Source organism: Mycobacterium gordonae (assembly GCF_002101675.1).
In the GTDB taxonomy this organism is placed as follows: domain Bacteria; phylum Actinomycetota; class Actinomycetes; order Mycobacteriales; family Mycobacteriaceae; genus Mycobacterium; species Mycobacterium gordonae.
The window spans coordinates 1-16,547 of record NZ_LQOY01000237.1 but is presented as its reverse complement, the minus strand read 5'-3'; the positions used below and the strand labels follow the sequence as shown (position 1 = coordinate 16,547).

Below are 16,547 nucleotides of genomic sequence, written 5' to 3'. Positions count from 1 at the left end.
TCACAACACACCGGTCTGAAAGAAGGTGGTCCTGAATCAGGCCGTCACACCGGTCCTGAATCAAACTGTCATAGCCATGTATCGACCTGAATTCGTCGATTCTGGCGGCGATGCCGGCGTATCGGCTGCAATCGGGCCGAATCGTGGAGCCGATGTCGTGGATGACCAACCCTGACCCGTTGGTGTATTCGTCCTGGTACGAGTTCGCGAAGCAGTTGTTCTGGGACTACCTGATGGGTGAGGTGTTCGTCCTACCGATGGCGAAGTTCGCTGACGGTTCACCGCGGACGTTCCGGGTGGTGCCGCCGTGGTTGATGAACGTCGAAATCCGTGGCGGTAGGCGTGAATACATGCTCGGCTCTGAGGATGTGACGGATGAGGTTCTGCATATCCGGTATCAGTCGTCCACCTGTGACGCGCATGGGCATGGGCCTCTTGAGGCGGTGGGGGCGCGGGTGGTGGCTTCGGGGCTGCTGCAGCGTTACGTTCATCAACTGGTGGAAACCGGTGGTGTTCCGCATTACTGGCTGCACCACGAGAAGCGCCTGGAGAAGCCCCAGGCTGATGAACTGCTGGATTCGTGGGTGCAGTCCCGCACCCGCCACCCGGGGCATCCTGGGGTTCTCTCAGGCCCGGTGACGTTGGAGTCGATGCCGTCGCCGTCGGCGAAAGACATGGCGCTGCTCGAGTTGTCGCAGTGGACGGAGTCACGGATCGCGGTCGCGTTGGGTGTTCCGCCACCGTTGGTGGGGTTGCCTTCAGGTGGGGATTCGTTGACGTACAAGAACCAAGAGGACATCTACGAGTTCCATGACCGGTCGTCGTTGCGGCCGAAAGCTACCGCGGTGATGCAGGCGCTCTCGGCGTGGGCGTTGCCGCGGGGGCAGTCCGCGGAGCTGAACCGCGACGAGTACTCCCGGCCGGGGTTGAAGGAACGCGCTGAGGCGTACCAAATCCTGCACACGATGGGTGTCATCAGCACTGAGCAGATTCAAGCCGCTGAAAGGCTCCACAGCAGCGGTACAGCGTCTTCCCTTGCTGGGGGGACCGCAGACGAAACAACCCCCTCCATAGATATGTCGCTGACAGGAGGCGAACGGACATGACGATGGTTGATGACCGCGTGGAGGATCAGCCGAAAGCCCCAGTGGAATTACGGTCGGCGGCCGTCGATGACATCGACTATGCGCAGCGGATGATCACGGTCATCGCGGCACCGTACGAGCAGGAGGCTTTGGTCCAGTATCGCGGCGAGTTGTGGAAAGAGATTTTCACGCGCGGCGCGTTCAACTCGATCATGGATAAGCCGAACAGGATCCGCGCTAACCGCGACCACAACAAGACCCGCACTGTCGGCAAGATCGTGCGGTTCATCCCCGGCCGGGATGAGGGTCTTATCGCTGAGGTTCGGATCGCGAAGACCGACCTTGGTGATGAGACGTTGGCGTTAGCTGATGAGGACTGCTTGTCTGCGAGTGTGGGTTTCGCGGTGCGGCCCAGCGATCAAATGTTGGACCGCCGCAACCAGCTTCGCAGGGTGAACGCCGCGATTCTGGACCATCTGGCTTTCGTTGAGGACCCGGCTTATGACGGTGCGAAGGTCCTTGAAGTGCACGACAATCACGTTTCCTTCATCGACGCGGCCGGGCTTCCGCGTCTGCGTACCCCGAACTTGGATCAGGAGTTGGCGGAAATGGCTGCGCTCTCCGAGTGGTCCAAAGCGCGACTGAACAAGCAGTAAAGCCGCGCCCCGTTTCTCCCTGCGCTGAATAGCAGTAGGCCAGGGCTTTCAGGCTGAATAGCAGTAAGCCTCCCGACTGAACAGCAGTAAGTCGAATCGTCAACTACTGCAATCAATTTGGAGGAATGCCGCTATGAGCGGAACCAATGTTCATGCAAACGACGCCATGGTTCGGCGTCTGGAAACCGAGTTTCGTGAGAAGGAAACTTTCGCGAACTCCATCATCGCCCGCGCGCAGGACGCTGAACGTGACCTGACCGAGGACGAGAAGGGCCTGCTGAAGGAGACCCGGGGCCGCATGTCTCAAATCAAGGACCAGATCGGCGATTTGGAAGACCTGGCCCGTGTCTCGTTCGAGACGCAGAACCGCGCGAACCAGGTGGACCGCGCCATCTCCGAGATGCGGGGGCGCCGCGACAACGGCCCGGTCGAGTACCGCAGCGCCGGCGCGTACGCGCTGGACATGTACCACGCACACCTCGGTAGCCGAGAGGCCGCCGAGCGTATCGAGGTCTACCACCGCACCGCGGCGCACCAGAAGACGTCGGACAACCTGGGTGTCATCCCGGAACCGATTGTCGGGGAGGTCGTCAACTTCATCGACTCGGCACGGCCGATTGTGGCTGCGCTGGGTCCGAAGCCGTTGACGAACGCGACGTGGTACCGGCCGAAGGTCACCCAACACACCAGCGTGGACAAACAGGGTTCGGCTGGTGCTGCTGCGGACCAGAAGACGGAACTCGTCTCGCAGAAGATGACGATCACCCGTCTGACCGGCAACGCGAAGACGTTCGGCGGTTACGTGAACGTGGCAAAGCAGAACATCGACTTCTCCCAGCCGTCGATTCTGGACGCCATCATCAACGACCTGGCGAGCCAGTACGCCATCGACACCGAGGCTGAGGTGGGTGCCGCGTTGGCGGCCGCTTCGGATGCCACCCCGGAGTCCTACGACGCCTCAAGCCAGACCAGTGTGGCGGCGGCGGTGTGGGGTGCGGCATCGAAGGCGTACACCGCGACCCGCGGCCAGGGCCGTCTGCTGCTGGCGGTGGCACCGGATGTGTTGTCGGTGTTCGGTCCGTTGTTCGCCCCGTACGGGCCGTTCAACCAGCAGGGCACCGGTTTCATGGCGGGCAACTTCGGGCAGGGCCCGGTGGGCACCATTTCCGGTGTGCCGGTGCTGATGTCGGCCGGCCTCGGCGCCGGGGAGGCGTTCCTGTTCTCCTCCGCAGCCATTGAGGTGTACGAGCAGCGGGTTGGTGTCCTGCAGGTCACCGAGCCGTCGGTGCTGGGCGTGCAGGTCGCCTACGCCGGTTACTTCACGGCGTTGGAGATCCAGGACTCGGGCATCATCCCGCTCGAGGCTGGTTCGTGATCGTCCGTAACGGGCAGGCCCTCGGTTCGGTGCTTCACAGCGCCGAGCCGGGGGCGGCTCCGGAGCCGGAGCCGAAGCGGCGCGCGCCGCGCAAAGCCGCAGCCAAGCCGAAGCCCGAACCGGAGCCCAAGCCCGAACCCGAACCGGAGCCGAAAGCGGCCGAGCCGGTATCCATCTTCAGCGTGAAGGAGCAGTTACATGGTGGCAACACCTCGCACTAAGGACTACCTGGGGAGGGCGTTGACCAACGCCAGCCCCGGCACGTCGGACGCCACGGACTTCCTGGGCCGCAGCATCGCTGACCCGGACGAGACACCGACGTCTGACGGCGACGAAACCGACTTCCTGGGTCGGACTCTGGTCGTCTGACACATGTCCAGCGATGCGGTCGACGTCAATGAGATGGGTTTGGAGCCCGCCGATTTGGCGTACCTGGCCGGCGCCCCGTTTTCGCAGGGCGAAATCAACGCCGCGGTGGTGACGGTGCAGAATGCCGCGAAGTGGCATATCGCGCCGGAGATCACCTCGACGGTGGTGCTCGACGTTGCGTGTATGGAGCCGGTGTTGCGGCTGCCTACACGGTATCTGGTGGAAGTGATCGAGGTTCGTGACCTCGACACGGACACGGTGATCGCGGCGAACCGGTATCGGGTGTCGCGGGCGTTCGGGCAGATCCGTTACCGATGCGGGTACTGGCCCGCAGGGTATGGGCGGGTTCAGGTGGAGTTCGACCACGGATACGAGACGGTGCCCGCCGATCTGTTGCCGCTGATCGCGGAGGCTGCGCTGTTGCAGCGTCGTGACCAGACGGCGAAAACGCAGACGGCGGGACCGTACTCGACCGCGTTCGATATCGCCCTGTCGGGGGGGTCTGTGAATCCGATGTCCACGGCGGCGGTGTTGGAGCGGTACTGGCTGTGGCAGCCGGGGGTGGCGTGAGCTACCCGACGCCCCACACAGTGGGGTTGCACACCTACTCCGGTGGCGGTGATGACGGCTACGGAAACCCTGTCCCGGTGTTCACCCCCGCCAAAGCCTCACCGGGGGTGTTGTACAAGGTCGTCGGCTGGGTCGATTTGTTCCTGCCGTCAGCGATGGAACGCAACGAGAACATGAAACGGGTCATCTCGTATCTGCAACTGTTCGCCCCGGATACGTTCCCCGCCACCGCCTACGACCTGATCGACCTCAACGGCGACCCCACTAACCAGTGGGAAGTGTTGGGGGAGGCCAACGACTACACCCACGGGCCGTGGTGGACGCCGGGCTGCAAGGTGTGGAACTTGAGGCAGGTGACCGGATGATCATCGTCACCACCGAAGGCCAGAGACGCGAGTTCCCCACCGCGCAAAGGTTCCTCACCGAAGAAGAGTTCAACAACCTGGTCCTGATGGATTCCGATGACCATCTGGTGGCGGTGTTCGCCCAGGACAAATGGATCAGCGTGGAGTTGGTCGATGGCTCCTAAAGGACGCCCGACGGGTAAAGCTGGCCGCAAGAACCGTGCGGTTCGGGTGAAGCTCGATAAAGCCACCCTCGACAAACTCGCCAGCGACAGCGAGGAGTTGCGCGCCGAGATGCGCAGGCAGGCCAAGAATTTAGCGCGCAAAGCCAACGGCACCCTGAAACGCAAGCAGAAGGGCTACCCGGATTACGGGTACGTCTCTGCCCGTAAGGGCTCGAAGCCCTGGGCGAAGGTATACACCCGCTCGAATCACGCGAAGTTTTCCAACGCCAAACATCAAACCCTGGCGAAGCTGCTATGAGCTACCCGACCCCGAAACCTGCGGTCAAGGCGGCGCGCACAGTGTTGGCGGCGCGGTTCGCCCCGGTGCAGTTCGCCACCAAAATCCCGAATGTGCGGCCGGAGAAGTTCGGGCGGGTGTCCCGCGCCGGCGGGGGGATGCGTTCCCTGGTCACTGATTCCGCCCGGATTTTGGTGGAGCTGTGGGTGAATCAATCCGTGCCCGGGGGGGCGGTGGGTGTGGTGGAGCAGTTCTGCTGCGATGCGATCGCCGCGCTGCAGAACGCGCAGGGGACGTTCGTGGATGGTGTGTTCATCCGCGGCTTCACCAACATCGACGGCCCGGTCGATTTTCCCGACCCGGATGTCACCGATATGGAGCGCTGGCAGTTCCAAGGCGACTGGCTCGTCTCCACCAGCTAGATAATCCCGAACTCCCACGAGTTCGCCCCTGATTGTGGCCCCTCCAAAAATCCACGTTGCCTGAAAGGGGCTGCATCACTATGGCCGACTCAAAACTGATTTGGGCCTCAACCCGGCCCGCCGACGGTGGCGTGTTCTACCGCGCCCCGCTGGAAACCCCACTCCCCACGATGGCCGACGCGCCGTGGGACGACCTCGACCCGGCTTTCGTTGACCACGGCTGGATGGGTGATGACGGCATCACCAACGGGATGCAGCGCGACCGCACCGACCACCAGGCGTTCGGCGGCGACATCGTCAAGTCCACGCAGGACAAGTACACCGAGACGCTGAAAGTCACGTGTTACGAGTCGTCCCCAGTGGTGTTGAAGACGGTGTTCGGCGACGACAACGTCACCGTAGACGAGCTGTCGGGGCACCGGCAGGTGACGGTGAACCACTCGTCCCTGCCCCTGCAAAGGTCGGTGTTCCTGGCCCGCATGATCGAGGGGGAGAAGACGCGCCTGATCCGGGTCGAGGAAGGCGAGATCGTCACCGTCGATGACGTGGTTCACCTCAACAGTCAACTGGTGAAGTACACGGTCACGATCATGTGTTACAAGCCGGACGCTGACACCGACGCTGTCACGGAGCTGATCGACGAGCCCGACGTGGACGCGGGTTCCTAACCCCCCTTTGAGCCCTGGCGGGCGGTGTTTCCGTGGAGGGGTCCGCCGTCCGCCAGGTTCCCAGCATCCCCTCCGCGAGTGAAAGGCCCCTCCTGTGTTCGATGTTCCCGCACTTGACGATCCGCGGATACTCGTCCCTATCCGAGTCCCAGTGAAGGGACGGAAAGCGCCCTTAGTGCTCCGGGTTCCGCGGTTCGACTTCATCGACGAAACCCAGCATGACGAGTTGACGGCGTCAGTGGCCGAGCTGGACACCGACAAGTACGTCGGCGAGCCGTTCCGTAAGCGGATGCGGCTGGCGACCCTGCTGATGCTCAAACCGTTCCTGTCGGCAGCCGACTACAAAGTGTGCGAAACCCTCCCGGTGGGGCAGCTCAACGCCATTCAGGTGGTGTGGCGGGAGAAGTCGTCCATCCCATTGGGGGAATTTCTCGCCTCCGCGGACTCCTCGACGGAGAACACGGAGGCGCAATCGGATTCGACCTCAACGCCCGAGGATGGACCCGCCGCGACCTCGGCCGCCGGCTGAGCTGGCCGGAGTTCGCCAACTTCATCCGCTGGCTACCCCCCACCGGAGACTCAGCGTATTTCCGCTCCATGCATCCGGGTTCGTGGTGGTGGACGTCGCTGCATGACTTCCAGTCGATGATCCTGCAAGCCGTGCAGGGGGCGAACTGGCAGCGCTCAGGCGGTAAAGGTAACGCGCCGAAACGGATTCAACGCCCCGATGACCGTCCTCCGCAGGTGCGGACGGCGTCGGAGTTGGCGGCGCGGCGTGAAGCTCAACGCGTGGAACTGGCCCGCAGGCGGGCGCAGCGACAACACAAGAAAGGAGCGTGACCTGTGGCCGGTGATGGCGTCCGCGTAGCAACCGCGTTCATCGAACTCAACGTCGACGACTCCTCCGTCACCGACACCGTCAAAGGCGCCCTCGATGACGCCGGCTCCTACGCCAAGGACGCCGGCCGCAAGATGGGCCAAAACCTATCCACGGGCGCAAAAAGTGCAATGGGAGATTTGACCCGCAGTATCGCCGATGCGGGGAAGAAGGGCGCCAAGCAGCTCAGCGACGAAGTCAGCAGCGGCATGCGCAAGGGCGCCAAGGACGCCCGCACAGGCTTTGAACGCGAGTTCAAAGCGATGGTCGACAACTCAGCTAAGGGGCTGGGCAAAAAGCTCTCCGACGCCATCTCTAGCTCGGGCGCTTCACAGTCGTTGCGTGACATCGCTAATCAGGCGGCCCCGATCATTGACACCGTCAACGGCGTCAGTTCCGCGTTGAAGGGGATCCGGGACCACGACGCCGGGGCCGCGCTGAACGGTGTCGCTGACGCTTTGGGGAAGATCGGTCAGACCGGCGCCGCAGGCGTAATCAAAGACCTCGGGGACAAGGTCGGGGAGACGCAGGACAAGGCGGGGAAGCTCAAAGGCGACATTGAGGGCACCACCACCAGCCTGCTGACGCTGACGAACAACTCAGGCAAGATCGCGGGAGGCTTGTCGGCAATCAGCGCCGCGGCGGGACCGCTGGCGGCCACATTCGCCGCGCTGTCCACGTTCAACCCCGCCGCGGTCAACGCGCTGGGGAGTATCTTCGACCAGCTTCAGGGCAAAAAGCCGTTCAACCTCAAAGACTGGGCCAACGGGCTGATACCAGGGACCACGTTTCTGGACCGCCCAATCAAAGACATCTTCGGCAACAGTCCTTTGAAGCCCGGGAAGGCCCCTAGCACACCTTCGAGTGGTTTCACGCCGAGCGACTTCCTGCCCGGTGGGAGTTCTCAACGGAACTTCTACAAGGACTGGTACGGCGGCGCGAGCACCGACGGCAATAACGGTGTGATTCAACCCGACTCAACGGGCGGCCTTCTGGGGATCGCATCACCGAGCGGGATGACCGGAACAGGATCACGCGCTGCCGCCGTTCCGGCTGGACTCGCCAACGGTGGCGCGGCGACACTGTCCCCGGGTAGTTGGCAGCAGATCGACGCTATCGCTTCGCAGTTCGGGCTGTCGATGACTTCCGGTTTCCGTGACCCCAACGGCCCCACGATTGCCGGGGTTCCGGCTTCGCGGTCGTATCACGGTTCGGGTCGTGCGCATGATTACAGCGGTTCTCCGCAGCAGATGAGGGCGTTCGCCGACTACATGGCGGCCAACTACAGCCCGCAACTCAAAGAGCTGATCTTCGATCAGCAGGGTTTCGGCTCCACGATCCATAACGGTGGGGTTGTTGGCCCGTTCGGGTCGTTCTACACGCTCGGCCAGGCCGGGGACCATTCCGACCACGTTCATATCGCCTACGACGAGGGTGGCCCGGTGCCGGGGGACCTCGCGGCGTGGCTGCACAGCGGTGAGCATGTCCTTGATGCCGCCGACGTCAATGCGATGGGCGGGCAGTCGGGCGTTAACGCGTTCCGCGAGGCGCTGCACGCGGGCAGCGGCGCGCCGCCGGGTCCATCAGGGGACTCCCCAGATGATGCTTTGGCGCGCACCCTCGGTTATCTCCCTGCTGCCGCTGAGGGCAACGCGGGCGGTGTCGCTGGAACCTCAAGCCTGGCAGGACTGTTCTCTATGGGCAACGACGTTGTCAGCGGCCTGATCGACACCGGGGCTTCGGCGGCGCAGATGGCGGTCAGTGCCGCGGTGACGGGTGCGGCTGCGGCAGGTTCGTTCGGGGCCGGTGCCGCGGCGGGGCCGGCAGCGTCAGCGGCCGCGTCGTACGGCATCCAACTAGCCGCCACCCAAGGTAAGCGACTGTCGTCGTACGGGTTCCAGATGGCCGCGATTGGCGCGGATGCCCTTGTTGAGCAGTTGTTCCCGTTCGGCGCCCCCCGCTGGCTGGGATACGACTACACCCAGTTTGTGCCGCAGTTGAACATCTCCGAAATCGGCACCACCACCGCGGAAAAGGCCGTGCAACAACAGTTGCAGGCGCAGGGCGCGGAAGGCGCCCCGACGGGCCTGGATGCGGCGGGGATGGCGTCTCAGCAACCCGGTGGGCCGGTGAATGCCTCACTGCTGCCCGGTTCGCAACCCGTCGGCCCCCCAACTCCGCAGTTCGGATCCAACCAGCCGGTGCAAGCCCCTTCTGCGCCACCGGGGACCGGACCCGGTGGAAGCGCGCCGAGCGTAGGGCCACCGAAGCCGATGGGGCCGCCCAGTCCCTCGTCTTCCAAAGTGCCGATGCCGATGGACTTCATCCCCCGTCCGCAGACGACCGTGAATCCCACACTCCCACAGAACCCGATGCTCCCCATCCCCACGATGGAGAGCCTGCTGTTCGATGACGGTGGCCCGTGGCCGTCGGGGACGTGGGGATACAACGGCACAGGCCGGGATGAGTTCGTCCTCTCCCCAGCCGATCTGGACGCGATGACCACTAGACCCGCCGCGCAGGAATACGCGGGCCGCGGTGGTGACACCTACATCGTTCAGGGCTACTCGCCGGATGAGATCGCACGCTACATCGCAGGCAAACAGCGGTTGCGGAGTTTGCAGCACACCGGCAGGCCGACCGGCTTATGAGCAAGCCCGGCATCCGCGCGGTACGAATCCGCAAAGGCGACAGGGTTCTTCACGTCCACGGCGCCCTAGCCGGGACGGAGGGTGTGTGGATCGCGGCCAGCCAGGTCACCGGCCTGTACGACGCGCCCGTGGTCACCACCTACAAGTCGGGGGCCTTCCAGGAGGGCTCCACGCACCGCTGGACCCGACGCCCTCACCGTGACCTGCTTTTGGGTTTCCACGTCCGCGAAACCAGCAGCGCCTACGAACTGAATGATTCCGTGCTGCGGTTGATGTTCGACTACGAGGAAGACCCGTGGGACCCCAGCCCGGAGCCCACCACAATCGAGGTGGAAACCGACCTGTCCGGCATCCGCAAAATTGATGTGCTGATGTATGAGGAGCCTGAGTTCGTCCCGAAACTCGACCCGCTCGCGCAGGAGTTCGGGAACATCATTTACAAGCTCCGCGCATCCGATCCGATGTGGTACGAGGACACGGTTGTCGACTCATTCGCTTCTGAGGAGACCGGCACCGCAACGGGTTTCGTGACGGTGGAGAACCCGACCGACAACATCATGTATCACAAGTGGGTTCTGACTCCGGCGACGTGGTGGATTCCCGATTTCCAGTGGGTGGGTGCGAAGGGGGCTCGGGAGCCGGGTGGCGCGAACGGTGACCGGGTGGTGCCGGCGGTCAATGTGACCCTCGGTAATGGTGGCGCGGTGGGCGACCTGGACCGCCAGGAGTTGATGTGGCGGGACGCGAACGACACCAACATCCTCGGCCAGTTCGGTTCCACCAAAATCCTCATCTACCCCATCCCGCCGTACACGCCGCCGACGCTGCTGCCGCTGTCGTATATCGGTGCTCCGGTTGGTGGGGCGATGGCGCAGTTGCGGATGCCGCTGCGGTGGTCGCGGCCGTGGGGGCTGGAACTGGACGCCGACCCGAATGCTTTGAAGCCGCTGGAATCGGTGTTCACCACCCCCGGCTCTTACAGCTACACCATCCCGCCGACGGCCACCCACATCGACGTGGTTTTGATCGGCGGTGGTGGTGGTGGTAGCGGGGCGTCGAGCTACAACTACGGCGGCTACGGCGGCGGGTGGGCGTATGCGACGTTGGAGCGGGGTGTCGACATTCCGTGGGAGACGGAAATCATTAGGGGTGTCATCGGGGGCGGTGGTAGTCCGGGCGGGTGGATAGCGCCGCTGGTTTCGGTGCCTAGTTCGCCTGGTGGGGCGACGACGGCTACTGCTGACGGGATGACCCCGTTGAGCGCGTCTGGTGGTGCGGCAGGCCCACCGGGGGGGCCGTTCGCGGTTGGGTTCGGGGCTGGGTATCCGCCGAGCCCGCAGGTGTTGTCGTTCAACGGCCGTAACTATTATGGCGGGCCGGTGGCTTCCCTGGCCGGGGGTAACGCCCCGGGTGGCGGCGGGTCCGGTGGTGTCCCGCTCGGTGGGGGTTATCCGGGTGCCCGCGGGCAGGCGTGGTTCTACGCCTACCACGTTGAGGACGAAGGCAGCGCTTAGGCGATGACCGCCTTCACTGGTGGCGCCACCCTCGCGGTGACCGCCACGCCGTCGGCGTCCCGCAGAACAGACCACCACGGGTCGGCGAACCTGACGGTCACCGCGGTCGGCTACGCCGGCCCGGTTGACGGGTCGGCGGATTTGTCGGTGCGGTGCGGGCAGATTTGGGCGGCCACCCGCCGCCAGCGCCGCGCCGAGCAACTGTTGCGGCGTCAGGCGCCGCTGGTGCGGATCTGGGATGCGGAGTGGAATCTGCAGTTCGTTTTAGGCAACGAACGCCGCGCCACGTTCTCGTTCATCTCCAACGACACGGGGCCGGGGCAGATTGAGTTGGCGGCGGATTCGCCGTGCGCGTTGTGGATTCACGACCATCAGGGCCGGATTGCCCGCGGGTCGGGCCGCAACGTGGCCATCACCGTCGACTACTGCGGCGCCCGCTGGTCGGGAATCATGGACAAGTACACCATTGAGCAGCGCGGCGACGGCGACTCCGTGTTGGTGGTGGATTGGGTTCACGACTACGAGAAACTGAAATGGCGCACCGTTTGGTCGAACCCGTTCCTACCGGCGTGGTTCCAGGCCCCGAGAGCGTTCATGCTCGCCGGCCCGGTCGACTGGATACTCAAAGTCAGCCTTTTTCTACAGCTATTCCGGGAACACAATCCCTTACTGAACCTCCCCGATGACCCACTAAACCTGAACTCCTGGTTGACATCTCTGGACCAGTCGACGTGGAACATGGTCGTCAAACCGACCTCGTTCCTGGAGGCGCTGGCCTCGGGTCGGGTGTGGGGAATCTGCATCGCCCGCTGGACCAACTGGCACGACATGGCCCACCAAATGCTCGAGGACGCAGAGCTTTCCGTCCGCTGCGACCGGTATCTAGCGGGGGACCCGCCGCCGTGGCCGGGGGCAAACCTGCGGCACGGAACCCTAGTCGTCGACATCGTCGACAAATCCGGGGTGTATCTGGGGACAGCGAACGGCGGCACCATCTTCGACGGCCTGGCCCGCACTTTCGCCGAGTTCACCGACGACTTCCTCGACTCGACACTGAACTTGGCGGCCGATGTGGAGGTGCCCGCCGACTACTGGACAGTGGGCAGCCGCTACACCAACCCCCGCGTCCCGTATGTGGTGTATTTCGAGGACGACTCGTCCCCGATACAAACATCACAGTGGGTGAACTCCCCCGCTAAGGGTGTGGAGGTGGCCTGCGGAGGCCACTCCATGCCCGGGGTGAATGAGGCAATCTCAGCGACCGTCCAAGTCATCTTCGACCTGTTGGGGAACCTGATCCTGTTGGGCGGGTTGGGTGCCGCAGTCGATTCACTGATCAAACCACTCTATGAGGACACGATCCTGGCGTGGTGGTCCATCAAAGTCCTCTCCCGCGCACAGAACTCCGGGTGGGAACGCCTGTACGAGTACTTCCAGCAGGGCGCGAACAAGGCATACACCATCACCTCCCTGATGGTGTTGCGGGCCGCTTTGTGGGCGACCCGGACAGTCATCTCCTGGAAAGTCTCTGTGTGGGACGGTGTCCCGTTCCTCATCGGTGACCGCGGGCAGGGGCATTACTTCCTGGATGACCGCATCGGGCTAGTACTACGCGGTGACGGGACCATCCACATGGACCGCGCCCGCAAGCTGGATTTGGCGTGGGATGAGGAGAACTTCCCCGAATGGAACATCACCGTCGGGGATGACCGGATCTGGCAAGACCCCGCACAGCTCGCTTTAGGCCGCATCGAATCCGTCATGGCGGGTCTCCGCGATCTAGGCGTATGGTAGCCTAGCTAACTAATTTGCTGGCGGCGTGGAATCGCTGCATGTCGTACTCCCGCTTGCAGGCCCGGCACAGGCGAGTCCCGTTTGGGCGCAGACGAGTATTTTCTTCATCGAACAAGTGCCCGCGCTTACAGTGCGTCTTGCGCACATTGCGGTGAGTGCCATGAACGACCTGGTCGATTGAGTTCTCACTCCGGGAACCCCAGGCCAGGTTCTCTGCACGATTGTCGGTTTGGTTTCCGTTGAGGTGGCGGCACTCCTGACCTTCCGCTGGTTCTCCGCCGAACGCCTTCAATACCTGGCGGTGCACGAGCGATTCTTGACTACCCGGTTTGTCTGGGTAGCAGAGTTCCACGACGGCGTATCCGCGGTAGTTCAAACGCTGTTTGAGAATGCAGCGCCTACTCCGCACGCGCCCTAGGTTGCTGGCTTCGTACTTGCCACCTAGGCCCGGTATTGGCCGCCACTCCTCCAAGTGTTCGCGGCCTGAAATGTCAACGTGGAAAGCGTGTTTGGACATTCTTCAAGTCTAGTTTTCACCAAACGCAAAGTCTCGCAGGGAGATCGGATTGTTATATGCCGAATGACGACGACAGAAGCCAGCCGGTACTGGGCCTTTACGCCTACGCCGACGGGCATGTCACCAAAGCAGAAGACAGGGACAAGTAGATGGCCGTCAATTCCGGGCTGACGCTGTATAGCGCTAATGCGCTGCTGAACACGTTCCGTAACCAGTCATTCGCCGTCAGCAGTGTTTACGTCATGCTGCACACGAATCCGCCGGGGGAGTTCTGCGAGGACAACATCAGTGTCGGGGACCCGAGCCTGAAGCTGGTCAACTTCTCCGCACCCACCCTCGGTGCGCTGGTGTTGTCGGCGTCCCCGATCTGGACGAACGGCGGCACCTCGGAGACGCTGCGCTACCTGTCGACGTGGGATGGGCCGACCGGCCCCGGTACTGATGAGCCGCTGTGGGCGGTGGCGTTGACCACCCCGCAGGCGTGGGCTGACGCCGACACGTACACCCTCGACAGTTTGGGTTTGGTGTTGGCGCCGATCCTGCAGGACGACGGCTCGTGATCCCGGAAGGGTTGCCGGCGGACTTCAAGAGTTTCCCGGCGGGGCAGTTGCCGACGCGGGAGACCTGCGACCTGGGTGACCCGTACCAGGAGTTCCTGTGGATGTTCGTTGCGCTGCCGTACGTTTCGGGTGGGCCGCTGATCATGCCTATCGACTACTACCAGTTCGTGTCGAAGCGTTTGCATGATTTGGGGGCGATGCTGAAGTGCCCGTCGTGTGGGCACATGAATGAGCCGGTGTTGAAGTATCAGGCGCCTCTTGGGACGGACCCGAATTGGGCGACGTCGCCGGGGAAGTGGGTGCCGATGAGTACCCCGGAGCGGGATCCGCGTTCGCCGGCGAAGCAGGCGGTGGATTCGATGGTGACTCAGCAGCAGGCGGAAGTGTTCAACGAGCTGTTGGGGCGGTTGTCGCCGGAGCAGTTGCGGGCGTTGATGGATAGGGCGCGCCGTGACGACTCCTAGCGGGTTCACGCCGATTGGTGCGGCGAACGCGGCGGGGTTGGCGGCGTTCGCGGCTAAGGGTATTGAGGATTGGCGGCAGCAGGCCACGACGCAGTGGCAGGGCGCGTTGGGGTTGCTGCAGAACGGGTTTGAGAACCTGTTCCTACTTATCGGGCAGATCCCTGTTATTGGGCCTCTTGTGGTGGCTGCGGCCGAGCTGGTTCAGCAGCTCATTGACGCGTTGGTGAACGCGTTGGGTTATGTCGGGTCGCTATTCAGCGTGTCTAGCTTGCAGTCGTATTGGACCACGGCGCTGCAGAACCTCAACGCGGTGACGGGGGCGTTCGACGCTGGGGGTTTGACTGGCGGCATCAACACCGCTGTCACTATCGGCGGTCAGGCGGTCAGCAGCATATTCAACGGCTCCGGCCAGTTCATCGGCGTTTTGAACTCCGCAGCTACCGGCGCACTGAACTCGGCGATAACTGTTGGCGGGACAACACTCTCCACGCTGTTCACCAACATCAACTCCTCCGGGCAGCTCCTCCTTTCCGGCGCCACGGGCGCGTTAAACACCGCCGTCACCATCGGCGGTCAGGCCGTGAGCTCCCTGTTCAACGGGTCGGGCCAGTTCATCGGCGTCATCAACTCCGCCGCCACAGGTGCTTTGAACACAGCTTTGACGGTGGGTGGCGCTTCACTCTCGACGCTGTTCACGAACATCAACTCGTCCGGTCAGCTTCTCGGCGCGGGCATCACCGGGGCGATCAACACCGCCGCCACCGTGGCCGGCCAAACCGTCGGGACTATCCAGGCCAACGCGCAAGGGCTTATTGAGGGCATCAACAACGCTGCAGTGGGGCTGCTTTCGGGCGGTTCGACGTTACTGGCTGATGCCCAGACGAACCTCAACCTGTTACTGACGGCCCCCGCTCAGTTCCTGCAGGGCGCGACGGGACTCTTCGGGATTGTCCCCACGCAGAACGCCTACGCGGCGGCGGCGGCAGCAGCAGCAGCACAGGCGGCGAACCTGGCGCAGCAGACCTCGGCGTTCAACGCGGTGTTCAACGTATCCCCGGCGGCGGCGGGAAATGTCAGTGTGACAGTTGACTTCTCGGGCATGTCGAACGCTTCGAACATGTCTGGGGTGATGTCGCCGGGCAACACCAATATCGGCATTACGTCGGGCGTGGCGAAGCGGCAAGTCGGCACCGCAGGTTCCGACGCCGAGGTGTTTCCGACCCAAACCACTAGTGACTATCAGGTCATCACTGCCACCCTCGGCAACCTCAACGACAGCAATCCGGCTTACACCGAGGTTTGCGGTCGCGTGAACTCGGCACGCACTACGCGCGTAACGGTCGCAATTCTCTCAAGTAATGAATTGAAGCTTGGCTGTTGGGTGAGTGGCGCTTATACAACCTTCGCTAGTAACTCACTCCTCTCTATGAGCACCGGGGGTTTGGTAGAGCTGATACTTGGCGACCCATCATCGTCAAGTCCCTATGCCATGCAGGTGCTCTACAACGGCACACCCGTCATCACGTACACAGATTCATCCCACGTTTCTCAGTTGGGCGCGTCATATCTGTACGTAGGTCTTGCTATGGCATTGAGCAGCGGTTCCGGCAAATACCCTCCCGCCATCCGCACAGTCTCCTACCAAGACAACCCCCCCGCCCCGTCCTCTTACCCCTTCTCCGGCACTCCCACTGCTGGGACGAAGGGACGCATGTACGTCTCCAACGATGTGGGGCTTATCCAGCGGGACAACGGTTCTGCGTGGGAGTACATCTGGGGAGGCCCGCTCGGGTACTTCACCAAACCCCCCTCGTCGGGCTGGTCGTGGGTCAACCAAGGCACCGCTACTACGGCAACTGAACTAGGCGGGGAACGCATCACCGCGCCCAGCTCCACCCGGAATATGCGGCTGCGCACGAGAAGCCTGTCGCCCGCCAGCAATTACAGCGCTACGGCCTATCTTGAAGCCTCAGTTAAGCCCGCTACCAACAGGATGTACTCCGGAATAGGGCTGCGAAACAGCTCCTCGGGCAGCTTCATTACCTTCGGTCCGTCCTACCAGGACGAGTCGACTATGTACACAAACCTGGCGGTTATCCGCTGGACAAATGCAACCACCGTCTCGGCGGTGTCGTGGCAAATGGGTCTGCTGCACGATCAGGTGACAGTTTCGGTCACGCGGCCTGACTGGCCGGTGTGGTCATGATTGCTTCGAATTC

20 protein-coding genes are annotated in these 16,547 nt (G+C 63.0%); 18 read left to right on the top strand and 2 right to left on the bottom strand.

Going from position 1 to position 16,547, the window contains the following annotated elements; translation table 11 throughout:
• The first annotated feature begins 80 nt into the window (after positions 1 to 80).
• The 3 genes from AWC08_RS30250 (at position 81) to AWC08_RS30240 (ending at position 3,116) form a co-directional block, all read left to right on the top strand.
• Positions 81 to 1,106 carry a phage portal protein gene (locus AWC08_RS30250; protein ID WP_336442455.1) on the top strand — a complete coding sequence of 342 codons (1,026 nt, stop codon included), beginning with the start codon at positions 81 to 83 and terminating at the stop codon, positions 1,104 to 1,106.
• Positions 1,103 to 1,741, top strand: a complete 639-nt coding sequence (locus tag AWC08_RS30245; RefSeq protein ID WP_083271467.1) for an HK97 family phage prohead protease — start codon at positions 1,103 to 1,105, stop codon at positions 1,739 to 1,741. Before AWC08_RS30250 ends, AWC08_RS30245 begins: the two co-directional genes overlap by 4 nt.
• 133 nt (positions 1,742 to 1,874) lie before the next feature.
• A complete protein-coding gene (locus AWC08_RS30240) occupies positions 1,875 to 3,116 on the top strand; it encodes a phage major capsid protein (RefSeq protein ID WP_069435642.1) in 1,242 nt (413 codons plus the stop codon).
• A gap of 34 nt (positions 3,117 to 3,150) precedes the next feature.
• On the opposite strand, the gene AWC08_RS36875 is transcribed toward AWC08_RS30240, so the two are convergent.
• Positions 3,151 to 3,291, bottom strand: coding sequence for a hypothetical protein (locus tag AWC08_RS36875; RefSeq protein ID WP_159460038.1), 141 nt, complete (start codon positions 3,289 to 3,291; stop codon positions 3,151 to 3,153).
• A gap of 23 nt (positions 3,292 to 3,314) precedes the next feature.
• Between AWC08_RS36875 and AWC08_RS36870 the strand changes: the two genes are divergently transcribed.
• The 12 genes from AWC08_RS36870 (at position 3,315) to AWC08_RS30185 (ending at position 12,787) form a co-directional block, all read left to right on the top strand.
• Positions 3,315 to 3,485 carry a hypothetical protein gene (locus AWC08_RS36870; RefSeq protein WP_159460037.1) on the top strand — a complete coding sequence of 57 codons (171 nt, stop codon included), beginning with the start codon at positions 3,315 to 3,317 and terminating at the stop codon, positions 3,483 to 3,485.
• Positions 3,486 to 3,488: 3 nt separating this feature from the next.
• The gene (locus AWC08_RS30230) at positions 3,489 to 4,055 is read left to right on the top strand and encodes a hypothetical protein (RefSeq protein ID WP_085088653.1); all 567 of its coding nucleotides are present in this window, start codon (positions 3,489 to 3,491) and stop codon (positions 4,053 to 4,055) included.
• Entirely contained in the window at positions 4,052 to 4,420 is a 369-nt protein-coding gene (locus AWC08_RS30225) for a hypothetical protein (RefSeq protein ID WP_142283908.1), read from the top strand. Before AWC08_RS30230 ends, AWC08_RS30225 begins: the two co-directional genes overlap by 4 nt.
• Complete coding sequence (locus AWC08_RS36865; protein WP_159460036.1) at positions 4,417 to 4,584, top strand: hypothetical protein; 168 nt, start codon at positions 4,417 to 4,419, stop codon at positions 4,582 to 4,584. The genes AWC08_RS30225 and AWC08_RS36865 overlap by 4 nt, the downstream gene beginning before the upstream one ends.
• The gene (locus tag AWC08_RS30220; RefSeq protein WP_142283907.1) at positions 4,574 to 4,882 is read left to right on the top strand and encodes a hypothetical protein; all 309 of its coding nucleotides are present in this window, start codon (positions 4,574 to 4,576) and stop codon (positions 4,880 to 4,882) included. The genes AWC08_RS36865 and AWC08_RS30220 overlap by 11 nt, the downstream gene beginning before the upstream one ends.
• Positions 4,879 to 5,283, top strand: a complete 405-nt coding sequence (locus AWC08_RS30215) for a hypothetical protein (protein ID WP_069434105.1) — start codon at positions 4,879 to 4,881, stop codon at positions 5,281 to 5,283. Before AWC08_RS30220 ends, AWC08_RS30215 begins: the two co-directional genes overlap by 4 nt.
• Positions 5,284 to 5,363: 80 nt before the next feature.
• Positions 5,364 to 5,951: a hypothetical protein gene (locus AWC08_RS30210; protein WP_069434104.1), complete on the top strand. Its 588-nt coding sequence runs from the start codon at positions 5,364 to 5,366 to the stop codon at positions 5,949 to 5,951.
• A gap of 151 nt (positions 5,952 to 6,102) precedes the next feature.
• Positions 6,103 to 6,480 (top strand): hypothetical protein, encoded by a 378-nt coding sequence (locus tag AWC08_RS30205; RefSeq protein WP_142283906.1) that lies wholly within the window; start codon positions 6,103 to 6,105, stop codon positions 6,478 to 6,480.
• A 68-nt stretch (positions 6,481 to 6,548) separates the two neighbouring features.
• Positions 6,549 to 6,791, top strand: coding sequence for a hypothetical protein (locus AWC08_RS30200; protein ID WP_197522008.1), 243 nt, complete (start codon positions 6,549 to 6,551; stop codon positions 6,789 to 6,791).
• A gap of 3 nt (positions 6,792 to 6,794) precedes the next feature.
• Positions 6,795 to 9,479, top strand: a complete 2,685-nt coding sequence (locus tag AWC08_RS30195; RefSeq protein ID WP_085088648.1) for a hypothetical protein — start codon at positions 6,795 to 6,797, stop codon at positions 9,477 to 9,479.
• Complete coding sequence (locus AWC08_RS30190) at positions 9,476 to 10,993, top strand: glycine-rich domain-containing protein (RefSeq protein WP_069434101.1); 1,518 nt, start codon at positions 9,476 to 9,478, stop codon at positions 10,991 to 10,993. Before AWC08_RS30195 ends, AWC08_RS30190 begins: the two co-directional genes overlap by 4 nt.
• Before the next feature lie 3 nt (positions 10,994 to 10,996).
• Positions 10,997 to 12,787 (top strand): Gp37-like protein, encoded by a 1,791-nt coding sequence (locus tag AWC08_RS30185; protein WP_218621757.1) that lies wholly within the window; start codon positions 10,997 to 10,999, stop codon positions 12,785 to 12,787.
• A gap of 1 nt (position 12,788) precedes the next feature.
• On the opposite strand, the gene AWC08_RS30180 is transcribed toward AWC08_RS30185, so the two are convergent.
• A complete protein-coding gene (locus AWC08_RS30180; RefSeq protein ID WP_083271441.1) occupies positions 12,789 to 13,304 on the bottom strand; it encodes an NUMOD4 domain-containing protein in 516 nt (171 codons plus the stop codon).
• Positions 13,305 to 13,453: 149 nt separating this feature from the next.
• Here AWC08_RS30180 and AWC08_RS30175 point away from each other — a divergent pair, with 149 nt between their 5' ends.
• Genes AWC08_RS30175 through AWC08_RS30165 form a run of 3 tightly spaced genes read left to right on the top strand, consistent with a single transcriptional unit; the run spans position 13,454 to position 16,534 of the window.
• Positions 13,454 to 13,864, top strand: a complete 411-nt coding sequence (locus AWC08_RS30175) for a phage tail fiber protein (RefSeq protein WP_085088645.1) — start codon at positions 13,454 to 13,456, stop codon at positions 13,862 to 13,864.
• Complete coding sequence (locus AWC08_RS30170) at positions 13,861 to 14,328, top strand: phage gene 29 protein family protein (protein WP_069435545.1); 468 nt, start codon at positions 13,861 to 13,863, stop codon at positions 14,326 to 14,328. The genes AWC08_RS30175 and AWC08_RS30170 overlap by 4 nt, the downstream gene beginning before the upstream one ends.
• Entirely contained in the window at positions 14,315 to 16,534 is a 2,220-nt protein-coding gene (locus tag AWC08_RS30165; RefSeq protein ID WP_069435546.1) for a DUF7257 domain-containing protein, read from the top strand. Before AWC08_RS30170 ends, AWC08_RS30165 begins: the two co-directional genes overlap by 14 nt.
• Positions 16,535 to 16,547: the final 13 nt, after the last annotated feature.

Bases quoted from the DNA above. Each gene is read 5' to 3' on its own strand.
- AWC08_RS30245 (WP_083271467.1), top strand. From the start codon at position 1,103: ATGACGATGGTTGATGACCGCGTGGAGGATCAGCCGAAAGCCCCAGTG.
- AWC08_RS30240 (WP_069435642.1), top strand. From the start codon at position 1,875: ATGAGCGGAACCAATGTTCATGCAAACGACGCCATGGTTCGGCGTCTG.
- AWC08_RS36875 (WP_159460038.1), bottom strand. From the start codon at position 3,291: ATGGATACCGGCTCGGCCGCTTTCGGCTCCGGTTCGGGTTCGGGCTTG.
- AWC08_RS36870 (WP_159460037.1), top strand. From the start codon at position 3,315: ATGGTGGCAACACCTCGCACTAAGGACTACCTGGGGAGGGCGTTGACC.
- AWC08_RS30230 (WP_085088653.1), top strand. From the start codon at position 3,489: ATGTCCAGCGATGCGGTCGACGTCAATGAGATGGGTTTGGAGCCCGCC.
- AWC08_RS36865 (WP_159460036.1), top strand. From the start codon at position 4,417: ATGATCATCGTCACCACCGAAGGCCAGAGACGCGAGTTCCCCACCGCG.
- AWC08_RS30220 (WP_142283907.1), top strand. From the start codon at position 4,574: ATGGCTCCTAAAGGACGCCCGACGGGTAAAGCTGGCCGCAAGAACCGT.
- AWC08_RS30215 (WP_069434105.1), top strand. From the start codon at position 4,879: ATGAGCTACCCGACCCCGAAACCTGCGGTCAAGGCGGCGCGCACAGTG.
- AWC08_RS30210 (WP_069434104.1), top strand. From the start codon at position 5,364: ATGGCCGACTCAAAACTGATTTGGGCCTCAACCCGGCCCGCCGACGGT.
- AWC08_RS30200 (WP_197522008.1), top strand. From the start codon at position 6,549: ATGCATCCGGGTTCGTGGTGGTGGACGTCGCTGCATGACTTCCAGTCG.
- AWC08_RS30190 (WP_069434101.1), top strand. From the start codon at position 9,476: ATGAGCAAGCCCGGCATCCGCGCGGTACGAATCCGCAAAGGCGACAGG.
- AWC08_RS30185 (WP_218621757.1), top strand. From the start codon at position 10,997: ATGACCGCCTTCACTGGTGGCGCCACCCTCGCGGTGACCGCCACGCCG.
- AWC08_RS30180 (WP_083271441.1), bottom strand. From the start codon at position 13,304: ATGTCCAAACACGCTTTCCACGTTGACATTTCAGGCCGCGAACACTTG.
- AWC08_RS30175 (WP_085088645.1), top strand. From the start codon at position 13,454: ATGGCCGTCAATTCCGGGCTGACGCTGTATAGCGCTAATGCGCTGCTG.